Here is a 14,875-nt window from a genome sequence, read left to right as displayed (position 1 = left end):
TAAAAATTTATCTCAGTACAGGGCAGTCTCATGGCCGCAAACGGTCTTTCGGCAACGGAAAAGAAGGTGGCGTTTTCCCTCGCTAGTATCTTTGGCTTACGCATGATGGGTTTGTTTATGATCATGCCGGTGTTCGCCTTATATGGCCAACACCTCACTGGATTTAGCCCCTTGTGGGTCGGAATCGCCATTGGCGCTTATGGCCTCACCCAAGCCGTGTTACAAATTCCCATGGGCATATTGTCTGATAAAATCGGCCGCAAGCCGGTGATTATTGGTGGCCTTATCATATTTGCCATTGGCTCAGTCATTGCTGCCATGGCCGACTCTATTTATGGGGTAGTGTTTGGCCGCGCCGTGCAAGGCATGGGCGCCATTGCTGCCGCCGTATTAGCGCTAGCGGCTGATTTGAGTCGTGATGAGCAACGCACTAAAGTCATGGCGATTATTGGCATGTGTATCGGCTTATCGTTCGCGCTGTCGTTATTGATGGGGCCGATAGTGGCTGAACATATGGGGCTTAGCGGTCTGTTTGCACTAACCGCTGTGCTGGCGTTAGTCGGCATTGCCATAGTGTATTTGTTTGTGCCAAACCCTATTAGTCAGGCGCCTAAAGGCGATACCTTAGCGGCGCCCGCCAAAATCAAACAGATGCTGCAAAACAGCCAATTGGTACGCCTAGATGCGGGTATCTTTTTACTACATTTGATTTTAACGGCCGTGTTTGTGGCCTTACCGCTCGGTTTAGTCGATGCTGGCCTTGTTAAAGAGCAGCACTGGTTATTGTACTTCCCGACCTTTGTCGGCGCGTTTATCTTGATGGTGCCGCTGATTATTATCAGCGCTAAAAAGAAAACGGCTCGCGGCATGTTTCAAATTGCACTGGGATTACTGTTAACTGCTTTATTGTTGTTAGCTGCGCTGCCCACCACCTTATGGGCATTGGCATTAGCCTTATTGCTATTTTTTACTGGTTTTAACTACCTTGAAGCCTCACTACCTAGCTTAATTGCCAAGTTTTGCCCTGTGGGTGAAAAAGGCACGGCCATGGGCGTTTATTCTACCAGTCAGTTTTTAGGGGCGTTTTGTGGTGGCTTACTCGGCGGCGGCGCTTATCAATTGCTGGGGGCGACCGGAGTGTTTTTATTGGCTGCGGCGTTAGTGGTGCTGTGGCTCATCATTACCTTAGGTATGGCTAATCCTGTGATGCTAAAAAGTTATACTTTAGCGGCAGAAGTCTCGAGCACAGCTGAGGCTAAAAAACTGGCCATGCAATTATCTGAACTGGACGGTGTTGCCGAAGCCATTGTTGTATTGGAAGAAAAAGTTGCCTACCTAAAAGTTGAAGAGCATTTCGATTTGAGACAAGCCCGAGCTGTGTTAGGCTTTGTCAATTAGACTGATTTTTTTGAATTGAGCGGAGAGTTAAATGGCCAGTCGCGGTGTGAATAAAGTGATTCTGGTAGGTAATTTAGGACAAGATCCTGAAGTACGCTACATGCCAAATGGCAATGCAGTGGCCAACATCACAGTGGCCACTAGTGAATCGTGGAAAGATCAGCAAGGACAGCAGCAAGAAAGAACTGAATGGCACCGTGTGGTGTTTTTCGGCAAGTTAGCTGAAATTGCCGGTGAATACCTGCGCAAAGGTTCACAAGTCTACGTGGAAGGCAAGCTGCAGACTCGCAAGTGGAAAGACCAAAGTGGTCAAGACAGATATTCTACTGAAATCGTGGTAGATCAAAGCGGTAGCATGCAAATGCTGGGTGGCCGTCCACAAGGTCAACCAGGTCAAGCCGCTGGCAACTTTGGTGGTCAGAATAACCAGTTTGCTGGCCAGCCGGCTAACCAAGGTTATCAGCAGCCACAGCAGAATTATCAAGCGCCACAACAAAGTGCTCCGCAGCAAGCTTACCAGCAGCCACAGCAGAATTATCAATCTGCTCCTGCCGCGCCAGCTTACCAAGCGCCACAGCAAAGTGCACCGCAGCAATCTGCACCAATGCAACAGCGTCCAGCGCCTAAGCCACAAGCCGCGCCAGCTGCTGCACCACAGCAAAACTATACCCCAGATTTAGATGAGGGTTGGGATGATGATATCCCGTTCTAGCGTTAAGTTTTGCTGAACGATTATGAATATAAAGCCCAGCCCTAGCGCTGGGTTTTGTTTTTTTAGGGTAAAAATTTTCACTTAAGTTCTATGATTTCGCAGCTTTAATATTTGATGGCAATATCCACTGTTATTAAGGCTAATTCAAAATCCGCTTATACACTGATGGTAAATCTTCGGACTCATCTTGTAGTTGCAGTGCATTTTCTTTAAGGCTAAGAATATTGAGTTGAAAGGGCGAAAATTCATTTCTGCGCGGCGTGATAATGAGTTGGCAATCTTTGAACTCCCAGGCAGCATTAACTAGCTCTGGTCTATGATGAAGCCATGAGTTGAAATCTTTTACGCCTGAACTTGAGTCTGATGTAAGTGCAAATTCCTCGAAAAATCCTTGTTCACCTTGCTGGCTCCAAGCGCCGACAATATCATCTTCAGTAACAGAGCAAGTATCTGCATGTAGTGCAGGGCTTATCGCTATTAATAACAGCAAAAATGTGCGGACTATGTTCATAAGCTCAGACAAAATTATGCAAGTGTGCCGTTATAACATCAGGCTCCATGAGTGCTCTATTATTTTTATCTGAGTTAATTGTGACTCTAAATATCATCCATTATTTTATCTAGTACCCCGCAAGATTAACACCCAAGCAAAGGCAAGTGTTTGATGCGCTGATAGCTAAAAGTCAGCTTGATGCAGTGGCGTAATATGTTGATAGGTATGGGCTGCGTTAAAGGCAGGATAATGGCGCGATTGCCTTGCAAGATTAATTGCTCACCGTAGAGTTGCTTAAAAGTGTCAACTAAGCGGGTGTGGCAGATAAAATACAGGGCGACTTGCTCGGGCGCGTTAATAGTCCAGTCCAAGCGCACCGAACTACTGCCTTTGACAGTAAAGCTGACTTGCCCCCATTTAAGGCTGGCAGCCACTTCCCCTAATTGTTGCTCGCTTGCAACCTCATAGATAAGCTGCGTAAGTGCTAAAAGATAAGCTTTGGCCGCACTTGGATAATGATCCCAGCTTGTTGTGAGTAAATAAGTGTTAGTCATATCGAATCCTTAACACCATGAGTGTAGCCATAGCTTTGATCATAGTGGATTCAGCGATTATATCTTGACGCTAGCAAGTCGCCAAGAGTCACTCATAGAGGGCATGATATTAATGCCCTCTATGAGTGACTTAGCTGTTAAGCTAAATCACACTGCCGTTACGACTTAGACAAGCCTGCGGTTAAGTTAAAGCGCATGGCATCTTCAAATGGCCAATCCACAGGGATTAGATCTGCGCGGCGCACTAGGCTAGTTACGCCAGCCATTTGATAGGACAGCTGAAACAGCACAGGCACCCAATCATCATCACCTAAGGCGGCGCTAAGCGGCGCCGGCACAGTATCTGTCATGATAAAACCCACCACATAACCGCCATTAGCTTGTTTGACTAATACCACTTGCTGATTGGTGAGTTTGTCGTCGCGATTCATTAATGAGGCTATGTCGCGAATGCTGCCATAGACAGATTTAAATAGCGGAAAGCGCATTAAAGCGGTTTCGATTTTATGCCAGCCCCAAGCAAATGGACTGACTGAAAATAATAAGCCTGCAATAAACACTAATAAAATAACCAATATAAAGCCGGTGCCAAGAAAAGGTTTCACTCCCGCTAGGCTGATTAATAAGCCGCCTAAAGCATCTAGCGATTCAAATAGTGACCAAAACAACCATAGGCTGAGGGCCATCGGCAGTACATTCATTAGGCCGCGGGTTAGGGTTGCTTTCATACCGTCCTCGTTATTACTCATGGGTTGATGTCATTTATCGGCGTGCATGCTAACACAAGGGCTAGCCGCTTGGGGGCTCAAGTATCAATCAGGTAATGCCTTAGTTTAGTTTTTGCTTAGGTTTGTATTTGCGTGTGTTCAAGTGCGTGCTTAATCAGCTTGTGCGCGGCAGTTAAAAAATGAGATGTCACTCACTTGAGTGGATTGTAGTGCCAAATAACTGATCGCGGTCGTTACTTAAAACTCAAGACTTAAGACTCAAGCTAAGGCCTGAGCGACCACTGAGATCCGCATTCGATCTAGTTTTATTTTAGGGGGGGATCTTACGGCCAGTGAAGGTGAGGTCGCAGGTGGCGAGCTGCAATGATAACTTGTTAGATCGACATAGCGATCTACTCGCAACGCCTCTATTTATCCCATCACCCGATCAAAGCCCAGATCAAATCAATCACTTAGCTAAGTCGTCAGCTAAATTGGATGAATTTTGTTTTATAAACGCGATCTCAAGCCAATTGATCGGGCCATTTTCGCGTATGATGCGCCCTCAATTTAGCGCGGAGAGATTTCATGAGCTGGCAAGCATTCAAGCAAGCCTATTTAATTAAGTTTTGGTCACCCATTCCAGCTGTGATAGCCGCTGGGGTTATGGCGACCTATTTTTTTGGGCTAACGGGTAGCTTGTGGGCTGTCACCGGGGAGTTTACGCGCTGGGGCGGTCATTTATTACAAGGCGTTGGCATTGATCCGACTCAGTGGCAGTATTTTCAGATTATTGGGCTTAAGGGCACGCCTCTTGATAGAGTAGGTGGCATGTTGCTTATTGGCATGTTTGGCGGCGCTTTGGCCGCGGCCTTGTGGGCTAACAATGTTAAGCTGCGTTTTCCGCAGCATAAACGCCGCATTGCCCAAGCCTTAATTGGCGGCATGATCGCAGGCTTTGGTGCGCGCTTAGCCATGGGCTGCAATTTAGCAGCCTTCTTTACCGGTATTCCGCAGTTCAGCGTTCATGCTTGGTTGTTTGCGCTAGCAACCGCCGCTGGCTCTTATGCTGGAGCGCGCTTTTGTTTGCTACCTATGTTACGTGTGCCGTTAAAACTGACCGCGGGCAATAAGAGCATTAAAGCGACGACTATGAGTTCAGGTCAGCGTCAGTTCCGCTTAGGCATTATGTTGTTTGTGGCGCTGGTTGCTTGGGGCATTATTAGTTTATTTGATGCTCCCAAATTGGGGCTCGCCTTACTGTTTGGTGTTGGTTTTGGTTTATTAATCGAGCGCGCTCAAATCTGCTTTACCTCAGCATTTCGCGATATGTGGATCACCGGTCGCACCCAAATGGCTAAAGCCATTATTTTAGGGATGGCGGTATCTGCCATTGGCGTGTTTGCTTTTATTGATCAAGGCGTTGCCCAAAAAATCATGTGGGCAGGCCCTAATGCCGTGATTGGCGGTTTATTATTTGGCTTTGGCATAGTGCTCGCTGGCGGCTGCGAAACCGGCTGGATGTATCGCGCTATGGAAGGACAAGTGCATTTTTGGTATGTCGGTATTGGTAATATTCTGGGCTCAATCTTACTGGCTTGGTGGTGGGATGATTTAGCCACGCCATTAGCGACCAGCTGGCCTAAGTTGAATTTATTGACTGAGTTAGGTCCATGGGGCGGAGTGCTCTTAACCTACGGATTATTAGGCTTATCTTTGGCAGCCATTTTACTGTGGGAGCGTTATTTCTTTAAGCGCGCCATGGCGAATCGAAATCTAGCTAACAGCAATGCGGCAAGCATCAATGTGGCAACGGCTACTGCAATCAATAGCACAGCGACTCATTAAGTTTAGGTCGATGACTTAAGCTGAACTCAGTCTAAAGTATGAGTTCAAACGTCTCAGTGGATAAAGCGCTCATCATGCGCGTTTTATCCATGACACCCCATTAAATAGCGACTGGCATCAGTCATAGAGTGAAATAAATATTATGCAGCAACCATCTTTGCCAAATGCCGATTTTCAATTAGAAATCATGGGTGAGCCTTGCCCGTATCCAGCGGTAGCGACTTTAGAAGCTATGACTCAGCTAGCCAGTGGCCAAGTGTTAGAAGTCGTGACTGACTGTTTGCAGTCGATTAATAACATACCGACAGATGCTAAAAATCATGGTTATGAAGTGTTATCTCTGAGTCAGCAAGGGCCATTAGTGCGCTTCTTACTGCGTAAATAAGCTTATGCGCTAGATTTATTACTCATTAAAACCGCCGTTATTCGGCGGTTTTTTTTGCTGGAATTTAGCCACTCTCATGCTATTAACCATGCTTCTAAATAGAGAAGCATGCTACTAATAGATAAAAGCTAAGCAAGGCAAGTCTCGCACAAGGGTAGTGAATATGATGAATTATGTGGCATGTCAGGGAGTCGGTGGGGTTGAGATGATGGCATTGAGTGAAATGCCCATCCCTAGGCCAAGTGCCATGCAAGTGTTAATCAAGGTAGCAGCGGCTGGTATTAATGGGCCGGATATGGCGCAGCGTCAAGGTCATTACCCGCCGCCCGCTGGAGCATCAGCAGTACTCGGGCTAGAAGTCGCTGGCGAAATCGTTGGTTTGGGCGCTGATGTCAGTTCACATACCACTTGGCAACTTGGTGATAAGGTGTGCGCTTTGGTGGCGGGCGGCGGTTATAGCGAGTATGTCACGGTTCATGCTAATCACTGCTTACCTGTGCCTAACGAATTAACCCTCATCCAAGCTGCCGCTTTGCCAGAAACCTTTTTTACCGTGTGGGGCAATGTGTTTATGCGCGGCCGCCTTAAGACGGGTGAGACTTTACTGGTATTAGGCGCCTCTGGCGGCATAGGGAGCGCCGCCATTCGCTTAGCTAAGGCCTTTGATGTCAAGGTCATTGCCTTAGTGAGCTCTGAGAGTAAGCGTGAGTATTGCCTCAATTTAGGCGCCGATGACGTGCTGTGGGGTGACGCCGATAATGTCAGTGACCAAGTGCTCGCCTTAACACAAGGGCGCGGGGTCGATGTGGTGCTTGATCAGTTAGGTGGGCAGTGGCTTAACGCCGCCATAGATAGTCTGGCCTATGAAGGCCGCTTAGTCTCTATTGCCTGCCAAACGGGCAGACAAGTGACAGTGGATATTTTCAAATTAATGAGTCGGCGCTTAACTTGGGTGGCTTCAACCTTGCGGGCGCAATCTGATGAGGCCAAGAGCGAAATCGCCCAGCAGTTACTGCGCCAAGTTTGGCCCTTATTTGCCACTCAGCCCCTTAGCTTACCCATTTTTCAGACGTTTGCGTTAAGGGATGTGAGGTTGGCCCACCAAGTCTTTGCGACGCGCCAATTTAGCGGCAAGCTAGTGTTAGTCATGGCACCCTCCCATGACTCGCTCGCATGACTAACATCGAGTGGTTAAGATTGACTCATAGCTAACTCATTAGTGGTAATACCAACCAATGCTTGGTCGCAATTGTGAGGCGACTTGATGATTTAGCGAGGTTTTTTTAATAAAAGACTTGCCCAGATGTATTTTTCAGCTAAATTGCAACTAGACATTGAAAATGTGCTGTAAGGCGAAAATTCGCTTAGTTAAATATGAAAATTTGGCATCTGCAGGATTGATTCTGTTTCATATTCTGTAAGAATATCGCCTTAAAAGAGGTCCGGCTGCATAAGTTACTTGACAGCCAATAGCGACAGCGCTATCTAATGGACAAATTCAAAAGTATGTGTTGATTTAAGGGTATTAGCATATATGTACAACACCGCAAAAAAACAGGTTTGGTTTGGTGAACTTCGTACCTCTCGAGGTAACTCAGTGGTTGTTCACGATAATCAGTTACCCGATGCATCTCCAGGACGCATCTACCTTTTCAATGCTCAGCGCAACACGATCATTGAATATGTAGAAGATATTGTGAAGGTCAATTTATATGAATTGGAAGGTGACGCATTAAGTGCCGCCCAAACACAATATGGCGCCGCATGGAAAGAGGCTCGCGCCGCTTTTATGGTAAAGCATCGCAGCCTTGAAGAGCTCGAAGAAAACGCTTATGCCGCGCCTGCACGTAAAGCAAAACCTGAGCCTGAACCTGAGCCCGAAGTGGAAGGTTTAGGGGATGATTTTGAAGATTGGGCCGACGATTTCGACGACTAATCCACCCATAAAAAAAGCTGGCTAAGCCAGCTTTTTTTATCTCTGTAATTTAGTTAGCGGCGCGTGATTCCGGCTGGTTTTCAAGCGCTTGCAAGAATTCAAGCTCCTTAATCACGTGATCAACAAAACCAGCACCCGCGGCCTCGTAGAGGTTGTAAATGCTATCTACGCCGGCCTCTTTTAATGACTCGGCATCATCGTGATATTGCACAATCGCGCTAATACGGCCTTTGTATTCGCGCTGCTTTAATTGCTCGATGGCAAACAAGTTACCGCGGTGATGGGGCATAGCCAGTAGCACTAATTCCACCTCAGTATTGCGCTCCAGTTTATCCCAAAAGTCAGTATCACCGGCATCGCCATGCACGACATTGCGGCCAACGCTTAAGTGGTATTCAACCAACTCATGCTTATGCTCAATCCCCACCACGCCATCGCCATATTTAGCTTTAAGCTCATCATAAGCGCCGCTACCAATGCGGCCCATACCAAAGACTAAGAACTTAGCTTTGCCGATACTGATAGGTCTATCTTCTGGATGCAGTGGATAGTGCTCAAGGCGGCGTAATTTACCTTGGTATTTTTGATAAAACAGACCCACTAAGCTATTAAGTGGCGCTGCCAGTAAGAAACTTAAGCTTAAGGCCACGGCTATAATCACCAGCCATTGCTGTGGTAACCAGCCCTTGGTGGTAGCAACTGCTGCCACAATCAAACCGAACTCACTGTAGTTACCTAAGTTAAATGAGGTTAGAACCGCGGTGCGTGAGCGCAGCTTGAAGAAGGTTAATAAATACAAGAACAAGGCAATCTTAAGCGGAATACAAGCCACTAAAATCATCGCCAAACCAACATCTTCCACACTTGGTAAACCATTAAGGCCTATGGTGAGGAAGAAGGCGACCAGAAATAATTCTTTAAAATAGAATAATGACTTAGCAAGCTCAGATGATTTTGGGTGGCCGGCTAATAAAATACCGACAATCAAGGCACCTAAATCAGGCTTTAAACCCACACTTTCAAATAGCCAAGCACCGACTACGAGCGCCATCACTAAGCCAAACAGTACTAATAATTCACCGTGGCCAGCTTTATCCAGAGCGCGGTAAATCAATGGTTTGGCTAGTGGTAACAGCAGTAGAGCAAAAGCCCAAACACTTGGAATTTCGCCTTTAGAAATAGTTAAAAACGCTACCGCGAAGATATCTTGCATAATCAAGATACCAATGGCAACGCGGCCATAGAGCGACTGCATATCGCCTTTGTCTTCGAGCACTTTGACCGCAAAAACGGTACTAGAAAAGCTCAAGGCAAAGGCTAACAAGCTTAATTGCTCAATTGTGAAATCGGTCAGCTGACTTAGGCCAATTAACCCGAGTAATTTCAGCAGCGGGATAAAGAACAGCATGGATCCAATCAGATGAATACTGGCTCCCGCCCACACTTCGGCCTTAAATAGACTTTTAATGTCGAGTTTCAGACCAATAACAAACAGCAGTAAGGTCACGCCTAGGTTAGCGAGTGTTTCTAGCAGGGGTAAGCTTGCGTCATTGATGCCGAATAAATACAGGGCAAAACCTGCAATTAAGTAACCGATAAGCGGCGGTAAGCCGAGGCGATTGACTAATAGCCCGCAAGAAAGAGTGATAACGAGTATTGCTGGTTCCATGAATTCCACTTATAGCTAAATTTCTTGTGACTATTGTAAATGCCAATGGCAGGCTTTGTCACAACTTAGAAAACAAAAACCCCTCAGAAATGAAGGGTTTTTGTGCGCTTATGTAACATTACTGCGCGTTAAGTTTATCGAGTTGCTCAGCAAAAGCCACAGGTCCCATAAATCCAGTGACGGTTAAGCCATTATCTAAAAGGCCATTGGCATTAAATAGCAATAAGGTAGGTAAGCCTTTGATGCCGTAATGATCCAATAAGGCTTCATCATCGCTGTCCATCTTAGTGACATCGGCCTTAAGCAAACGGATTTTCTGGAATCTTTGCTGCACTTGCTCAGATTTGAAAGTGATGTTTTCAAACTCTTTACAGGCAACGCACCAGTCAGCATAAAAGTCGATAAGCACAGGCTCACCAGCCGCCTTGGCGGCGGCAAGCTCAGTATCAAGTTCAGCTAAGGTTTTAAATTTAGTGAAGCCTTTATTCGGCGCTTTTTCGCCACTAATCACAGGGCTAGCATGACCAAGGGCTGCCATCACAGCTTGGAAGCCGTAAGAGAAGCTGCCAAGCAGGGCTAAGGTTAATAGCACTGAGCGCACGGTTTGTTTCCAGTCAAAGGCGGTTAACTTGTTCTGATGCATTAAGTATGCAATTAAGCTTACGCCCCACACAGACCAAAGGATGTCAGTCACAAGTCCTGGCCAAATGCGGCTAATCATTACCACAGATACAGCAATCAGCAAGAAGCCGAACACAGTTTTAATCACGTCCATCCATTGACCAGCGCGTGGTAGCAATTTACCGCCCGAGGTGCCTATGATGAGTAGCGGTAAGCCCATACCCATGCTGAGGACATATAAGGCCAAGAAGCCTTGCAGTAAATCACCGGTTTGCGCCACATAGATTAAGGCGCCAGATAGCGGCGCAGTAGTGCAAGGAGAAGCCACTAAGCCTGAAATCACGCCCATCATGAATACGCCCGCAAGCTTACCGCCTTGCTGGTTGTTAGCCGCGCTATTCATTTTTTCTTGCCAGCGACTAGGCAGCTTAAGCTCATACACGCCAAACATAGACAAGCTGAGCACGGCAAACATGATGGCTAAGAAAATCAGTACCGCAGGGTGTTGCAGCGCCGCTTGATACTTAAGGCCGGCAGAGGCGACGACTAAGCCAAGGAGCGAGTAAGTAATCGCCATGCCTTGCACATAAGCCATGGACAAGGTGAAGGCTTTAGCGGTGGATAACTGCTGTTTTTGGCCGACAATAATGCCAGACAAAATCGGATACATAGGAAATACGCAGGGGGTTAACGCTAAGCCTATGCCTAAACCGAAGAAAATTAATAAGGTCCAGCCGAGATTGCCATCACTCAATAACTTGCTCAGGCCATCTTGCTCACTGACATGCTCGCTATTACTGGTGTTACTGAAAAAACCTTCGCTGGCATTAGTATCAGTCGCGGCAGCCGCTTGGCTGGTGGCGGCTGTTACTGGCAGTAAGCCATCATTGCTGGCAACTTCGGCCAGTGGCGCATATTGCTTGGTCGGGGGAAAACACAGTTTACCCTCGGCGCAGCCCATAAAGGTGACTGTGAGCTTGGCATCTTTAGCCGCTTCTTTGATGGCAATTGGGATGTCGACATACTGGGTATAGACTTCTTGCTCACCAAAATAATCATCGTGATGCATCACGCCTTTAGGCAATTGGATTTCACCCAAGGTGGCATTATCGGCTGAAAACTTAAGCTTATCTTGATACAGATAGTAACCATCGGCTATGACCCAGCTAACGGCCACTTGATTACCTTGTTGTTTAAAATCAAAAACAAAGGCTTGCTCAACAGGCATTAATTGTGGTTCTTGTTTTAGAAAGCTAAAACCTTTAGAGCCAAAAATACTGTCTGCTTGCGTAAAGGGCGAGGCTAAAAGCGCTACGCTAAAAAGTAGGGTTATCAGTTTCTTCATGATGGGCTGTTTTCTTTTATCCAATTGAAATAAGCGGGTAATCCATAAGACAGGGGAACGGCGACTATCTGTGGTACTTCATAGGGATGAAGTTGTAACAAGGTTTGTTGTAACGGCACATATTGGCTCTGGCTGCATTTAAATTGCAGCGGAATTTCGCTCTCTACCTGCATTTCTCCTTGCCACTGGTAAATCGATTCAATGGCTTGGCCTATTTGCGCGCAGGCGGCTAATTGTGCACTAATCACGGCCTTGGCGATAGTTTGGGCTGTGGCTTTATCTGGACAGGTGGTTAATACCAGTAAATAGCTGTCAAGTTGGGGCTTTTCCATGTGACTTATTCCAACCTAGGGAGTGATTAAATCTGGTTTAAGCCAAATGCCATACACTGATGGCGATTCTTGGCGTTAAGGTTGCGTACTTTACGTGTTTTAGGCTAGATCTGCATCTTTGTTACCAAAAAACAGTGAGCCAGATAACTTGAGCCTTGGGATGTTAACCTGATTAGCTCTTGAAAACAGACAAGTAAAACCCCATTTAGTTTTCAAGAAGCATTAATTTATTTTTATTTTATCTTTGGTTAGTGCTTATTGACCAAAGAAAGAGGTGTGCATGCGTTTACCTTGGTTGCTGTTATTGATTGCTCTGCCGATGGCAGAATTGGCGGTGTTAATTCAAGTGGGTGAAGAGGTCGGTAGTCTAAATACCGTGGCCTTAGTCATCTTAACTGCCATTATCGGCGTGTCGTTAGTTAAGCGTCAGGGGCTCGCAACTTTAATGCAAGCCCAAGAGAAAATGGCCAGAGGCGAAGCGCCGACAGAAGAAATTGTGGGCGGCATGATGTTAGTGATGGCCGGCATTTTATTGGTGATCCCAGGCTTTGTGACCGACGCCTTTGGGGTGTTGTTACTGCTACCTTGGACTCGCCATGCGTTTGCGCGTTTAGTATCGATGCGGATGCAAACTCAATTTAGCCAGCAGTTTAGCTCAAGCCAATTTGGTTCAAGTCAGTTTGGTTCGGGTCAGTTTCATCAAGGCTTTGATCAACCGTCCGCCAATGGCGATATTTTTGAAGGGGAGTTTGAGCGCAAAGATGATAGCCGTCCGCGCTTAGTGTTAGATCAAGAGCCGCGCTCGCCATCAAGCGATAAATGATCTTTGGGATTACGCGGATAAAAGTGATCGCTGCGGCGCGCTTGATGCTCAAAGCGGCGAGTATTTTTATAAGGTAATTTCATAAAACCTGAAACGCCATTGCCGCGGATTTTGTCAACATGGCGTAAGATCCGATCAAGACAGGCGCGAAAGCTGGCCTGTTTTCTCGGATTTAGCAGCCTAAAGTAGCTGTGGATCTTCATGTGATTATCCAGTACTTCAAAAATGATGCAGCCAGTATGATGTATGTGATTGAGATAACTCAGCTCTGCCATGATTTCAGTGGGCAACTCTAAGTTTTCATCGAGATCGCGCCCATCTTCAAAATAGGAATGCAGGCGCGATTTATCTTCAAGGCTTGGCGCATCACTCACTTCAAACGGTAACTGCTGATCGGAACTCGCCACAAACTGTCCCTTAGCATTGCCTTCAATATGTAAGGTGTCTTTGGCATTAAAGAAACAAGCCTTAAAAGTACCAATACGATTTATGCCTTGCGCGAGACTCACTAAGTTATTGACCACCACAGCTAAGGCTGGCCGTAAACTTGGGTCGAACAGGCCAAGGCTTGAATCTATATACACACCTTGCTCTTGCCAGTGAATGGCAATGCCGCCCACTAAAGGGTAATGACCTAATTGACCGACACTGGCGATAAACGCCTTTTCGGTGTCGCCCATCCCCAGCATAAAATTACGGTAATACTCAGGCAGCATGGCCTCAGGAGTATTGGGTAGCTGCGGATTGTGCTCCTTTAAAAAGGATTGCCTAGAGCTGTAACTCACCGTTTCTACTGGCTTATATTTGGCTTGCAGCCAGATAGGAATTTGGGCGCTCGGGATGCTTGGCGTTAATGGCGGTAAGTACCATAAATGGGCGCGCTGCATGCTTTTAATAAAATGATCGCCGCCGCGTGCGCGCGTGGCGCTATCGCTACTGAGCATAGCATCCAGTGTGAGGGCGAGCTCTTTAGGTAATCCAAGACTTAAGGCGGTAATAACGCGGCTACCAAAGCGACTGACTTGGCCAGAGGCGAGGGCGTACAAGCTGCCAGCTATGCCTTGTTCATCAAACCTTGGGTTAGATAAGACGCCGTTAAGTTGATCGTCACCGATAAAATACACATCTCCCATGCGGGCATTGGTGTGCTGTAAGTCTTGGCTGAGTAGCCCCATGGGATCGCGACTTAAACTATTGCCGCTGCGATCTTGCTGAGCAAACACTGCCGATCCCCAATCAATTAAGGCCACTTGGCCAGTCTCAGGGTTATAGACTAAGTTCGACGGTTTAATGTCGCCATGGACTATGCCGCATTGCTGTAAGTAATCTAAAATTTGCGCCAATTGCCTGGCTATATTCACTATGTCAGTCACAGCTAATGGCCCAGTGCGGCGACAATAGAGCTGCAGATCTTCACCATTTGCTCGCGCCATCACTAAGATCCCTTGGCGACTAGGGCGATCGAAACTAATGAGCGGCGGAATATTAGGATGGTTAAGCCGCCCGAGCATATAGGCTTCTTCTTCTAAGCGATCTTGAATATGCTGCGGCAAGGTAATTCTTGAAAACTTAAACACTTGCGACTGGCCATTGGGGCTAATTCCCGCAAATACAAAGCCATAGGCGCCTTTACCTAATAAGCTGATGTCTTGATAACCGAGGCGAGTGAGCTGCTGCTTACACAGGCGGATCCACGCCTTATGTTTGCGGGCATCGTTGGCTTTGAGCAAATAAATCGACTGCTCTTCTGAAATGTAAAATTGCTGGATCTGCGCTGTGCTCAAGCAAGCTCTCCTGTTCCTTCAGTGACTCGATTGCCGCGATCGTTGCGCCGCATAAATAATGTGATCCATCGCCTGCAAATACTAAGGCGTGCTTGTGTTGCTGGCTGTCAATATTAGTATGGAGTGAATCAAGAACGCTGGCCTTAATGGCAGGGTACTTGGGTAAACCAAAAACTGGTGGCTCTATTGATATAAATCAAATAGCTAGGCTCCAGCTATCGTTATGCTTAGTTTATGAGCAGTTTGCTTAAAGTTTGTCAAAATGGCA

The 14,875-nt window shown here is 46.7% G+C and carries 14 protein-coding genes; 7 read left to right on the top strand and 7 right to left on the bottom strand.

Features of this window, described 5'->3' with window-relative positions; all coding sequences use genetic code 11:
- The first annotated feature begins 30 nt into the window (after window positions 1-30).
- Together AC1HDP_RS11035 and ssb are read left to right on the top strand one after the other, a co-directional pair.
- Window positions 31-1,398, top strand: coding sequence for an MFS transporter (locus tag AC1HDP_RS11035; RefSeq protein ID WP_140933764.1), 1,368 nt, complete (start codon window positions 31-33; stop codon window positions 1,396-1,398).
- Window positions 1,399-1,429: 31 nt separating this feature from the next.
- Window positions 1,430-2,110, top strand: a complete 681-nt coding sequence (ssb, locus tag AC1HDP_RS11030; protein ID WP_140933763.1) for a single-stranded DNA-binding protein — start codon at window positions 1,430-1,432, stop codon at window positions 2,108-2,110.
- Window positions 2,111-2,249: 139 nt separating this feature from the next.
- On the opposite strand, the gene AC1HDP_RS11025 is transcribed toward ssb, so the two are convergent.
- From AC1HDP_RS11025 to AC1HDP_RS11015, 3 genes are all read right to left on the bottom strand, one after another.
- Window positions 2,250-2,621, bottom strand: coding sequence for a hypothetical protein (locus tag AC1HDP_RS11025; RefSeq protein WP_479638810.1), 372 nt, complete (start codon window positions 2,619-2,621; stop codon window positions 2,250-2,252).
- Between the two features lie 125 nt (window positions 2,622-2,746).
- On the bottom strand, window positions 2,747-3,157 hold the full coding sequence (locus AC1HDP_RS11020; RefSeq protein WP_479638809.1) for a DUF1801 domain-containing protein: 411 nt from the start codon (window positions 3,155-3,157) through the stop codon (window positions 2,747-2,749).
- Between the two features lie 158 nt (window positions 3,158-3,315).
- Window positions 3,316-3,885, bottom strand: a complete 570-nt coding sequence (locus AC1HDP_RS11015; RefSeq protein WP_479639874.1) for a DUF502 domain-containing protein — start codon at window positions 3,883-3,885, stop codon at window positions 3,316-3,318.
- 567 nt (window positions 3,886-4,452) lie between these two features.
- On the opposite strand from AC1HDP_RS11015, the gene yedE reads away from it, so the two are divergent.
- The 4 genes from yedE to AC1HDP_RS10995 all read left to right on the top strand — a co-directional run bounded on the left by yedE (window position 4,453) and on the right by AC1HDP_RS10995 (window position 8,033).
- Window positions 4,453-5,712, top strand: a complete 1,260-nt coding sequence (gene yedE / locus AC1HDP_RS11010) for a selenium metabolism membrane protein YedE/FdhT (protein WP_479638808.1) — start codon at window positions 4,453-4,455, stop codon at window positions 5,710-5,712.
- Window positions 5,713-5,854: 142 nt separating this feature from the next.
- Complete coding sequence (yedF, locus tag AC1HDP_RS11005; protein WP_140933759.1) at window positions 5,855-6,097, top strand: sulfurtransferase-like selenium metabolism protein YedF; 243 nt, start codon at window positions 5,855-5,857, stop codon at window positions 6,095-6,097.
- A 163-nt stretch (window positions 6,098-6,260) separates the two neighbouring features.
- The gene (locus tag AC1HDP_RS11000) at window positions 6,261-7,274 is read left to right on the top strand and encodes an NAD(P)H-quinone oxidoreductase (protein ID WP_479638807.1); all 1,014 of its coding nucleotides are present in this window, start codon (window positions 6,261-6,263) and stop codon (window positions 7,272-7,274) included.
- Window positions 7,275-7,631: 357 nt separating this feature from the next.
- Entirely contained in the window at window positions 7,632-8,033 is a 402-nt protein-coding gene (locus tag AC1HDP_RS10995) for a hypothetical protein (RefSeq protein WP_140933757.1), read from the top strand.
- A 49-nt stretch (window positions 8,034-8,082) separates the two neighbouring features.
- Here the strand turns inward: AC1HDP_RS10995 and AC1HDP_RS10990 are convergent, their stop codons facing one another.
- The 3 genes from AC1HDP_RS10990 to cutA form a co-directional block, all read right to left on the bottom strand.
- On the bottom strand, window positions 8,083-9,702 hold the full coding sequence (locus tag AC1HDP_RS10990) for a cation:proton antiporter domain-containing protein (protein WP_479638806.1): 1,620 nt from the start codon (window positions 9,700-9,702) through the stop codon (window positions 8,083-8,085).
- A gap of 118 nt (window positions 9,703-9,820) precedes the next feature.
- The gene (locus AC1HDP_RS10985) at window positions 9,821-11,668 is read right to left on the bottom strand and encodes a protein-disulfide reductase DsbD (protein WP_479638805.1); all 1,848 of its coding nucleotides are present in this window, start codon (window positions 11,666-11,668) and stop codon (window positions 9,821-9,823) included.
- Window positions 11,665-12,000, bottom strand: coding sequence for a divalent-cation tolerance protein CutA (gene cutA / locus AC1HDP_RS10980; protein ID WP_140933754.1), 336 nt, complete (start codon window positions 11,998-12,000; stop codon window positions 11,665-11,667). The genes AC1HDP_RS10985 and cutA overlap by 4 nt, the downstream gene beginning before the upstream one ends.
- Window positions 12,001-12,280: 280 nt before the next feature.
- On the opposite strand from cutA, the gene AC1HDP_RS10975 reads away from it, so the two are divergent.
- The gene (locus tag AC1HDP_RS10975) at window positions 12,281-12,823 is read left to right on the top strand and encodes an FxsA family protein (protein ID WP_479638804.1); all 543 of its coding nucleotides are present in this window, start codon (window positions 12,281-12,283) and stop codon (window positions 12,821-12,823) included.
- Here AC1HDP_RS10975 and AC1HDP_RS10970 read toward each other — a convergent pair.
- Entirely contained in the window at window positions 12,790-14,607 is a 1,818-nt protein-coding gene (locus AC1HDP_RS10970; RefSeq protein ID WP_479638803.1) for a serine/threonine protein kinase, read from the bottom strand. The two genes, AC1HDP_RS10975 and AC1HDP_RS10970, sit on opposite strands and share 34 nt — an antisense overlap.
- Between the last annotated feature and the right edge of the window lie 268 nt (window positions 14,608-14,875).

Source organism: Shewanella sp. ISS20, assembly GCF_056522965.1.
Note: the sequence above shows the minus strand (reverse complement) of the source record. Positions and strands in the feature narration are given on the sequence as shown.

Coding starts and splice junctions, on each gene's coding strand:
- AC1HDP_RS11035 (WP_140933764.1), top strand. CDS start 31: ATGGCCGCAAACGGTCTTTCGGCAACGGAAAAGAAGGTGGCGTTTTCC.
- ssb (WP_140933763.1), top strand. CDS start 1,430: ATGGCCAGTCGCGGTGTGAATAAAGTGATTCTGGTAGGTAATTTAGGA.
- AC1HDP_RS11025 (WP_479638810.1), bottom strand. CDS start 2,621: ATGAACATAGTCCGCACATTTTTGCTGTTATTAATAGCGATAAGCCCT.
- AC1HDP_RS11020 (WP_479638809.1), bottom strand. CDS start 3,157: ATGACTAACACTTATTTACTCACAACAAGCTGGGATCATTATCCAAGT.
- AC1HDP_RS11015 (WP_479639874.1), bottom strand. CDS start 3,885: ATGAAAGCAACCCTAACCCGCGGCCTAATGAATGTACTGCCGATGGCC.
- yedE (WP_479638808.1), top strand. CDS start 4,453: ATGAGCTGGCAAGCATTCAAGCAAGCCTATTTAATTAAGTTTTGGTCA.
- yedF (WP_140933759.1), top strand. CDS start 5,855: ATGCAGCAACCATCTTTGCCAAATGCCGATTTTCAATTAGAAATCATG.
- AC1HDP_RS11000 (WP_479638807.1), top strand. CDS start 6,261: ATGATGAATTATGTGGCATGTCAGGGAGTCGGTGGGGTTGAGATGATG.
- AC1HDP_RS10995 (WP_140933757.1), top strand. CDS start 7,632: ATGTACAACACCGCAAAAAAACAGGTTTGGTTTGGTGAACTTCGTACC.
- AC1HDP_RS10990 (WP_479638806.1), bottom strand. CDS start 9,702: ATGGAACCAGCAATACTCGTTATCACTCTTTCTTGCGGGCTATTAGTC.
- AC1HDP_RS10985 (WP_479638805.1), bottom strand. CDS start 11,668: ATGAAGAAACTGATAACCCTACTTTTTAGCGTAGCGCTTTTAGCCTCG.
- cutA (WP_140933754.1), bottom strand. CDS start 12,000: ATGGAAAAGCCCCAACTTGACAGCTATTTACTGGTATTAACCACCTGT.
- AC1HDP_RS10975 (WP_479638804.1), top strand. CDS start 12,281: ATGCGTTTACCTTGGTTGCTGTTATTGATTGCTCTGCCGATGGCAGAA.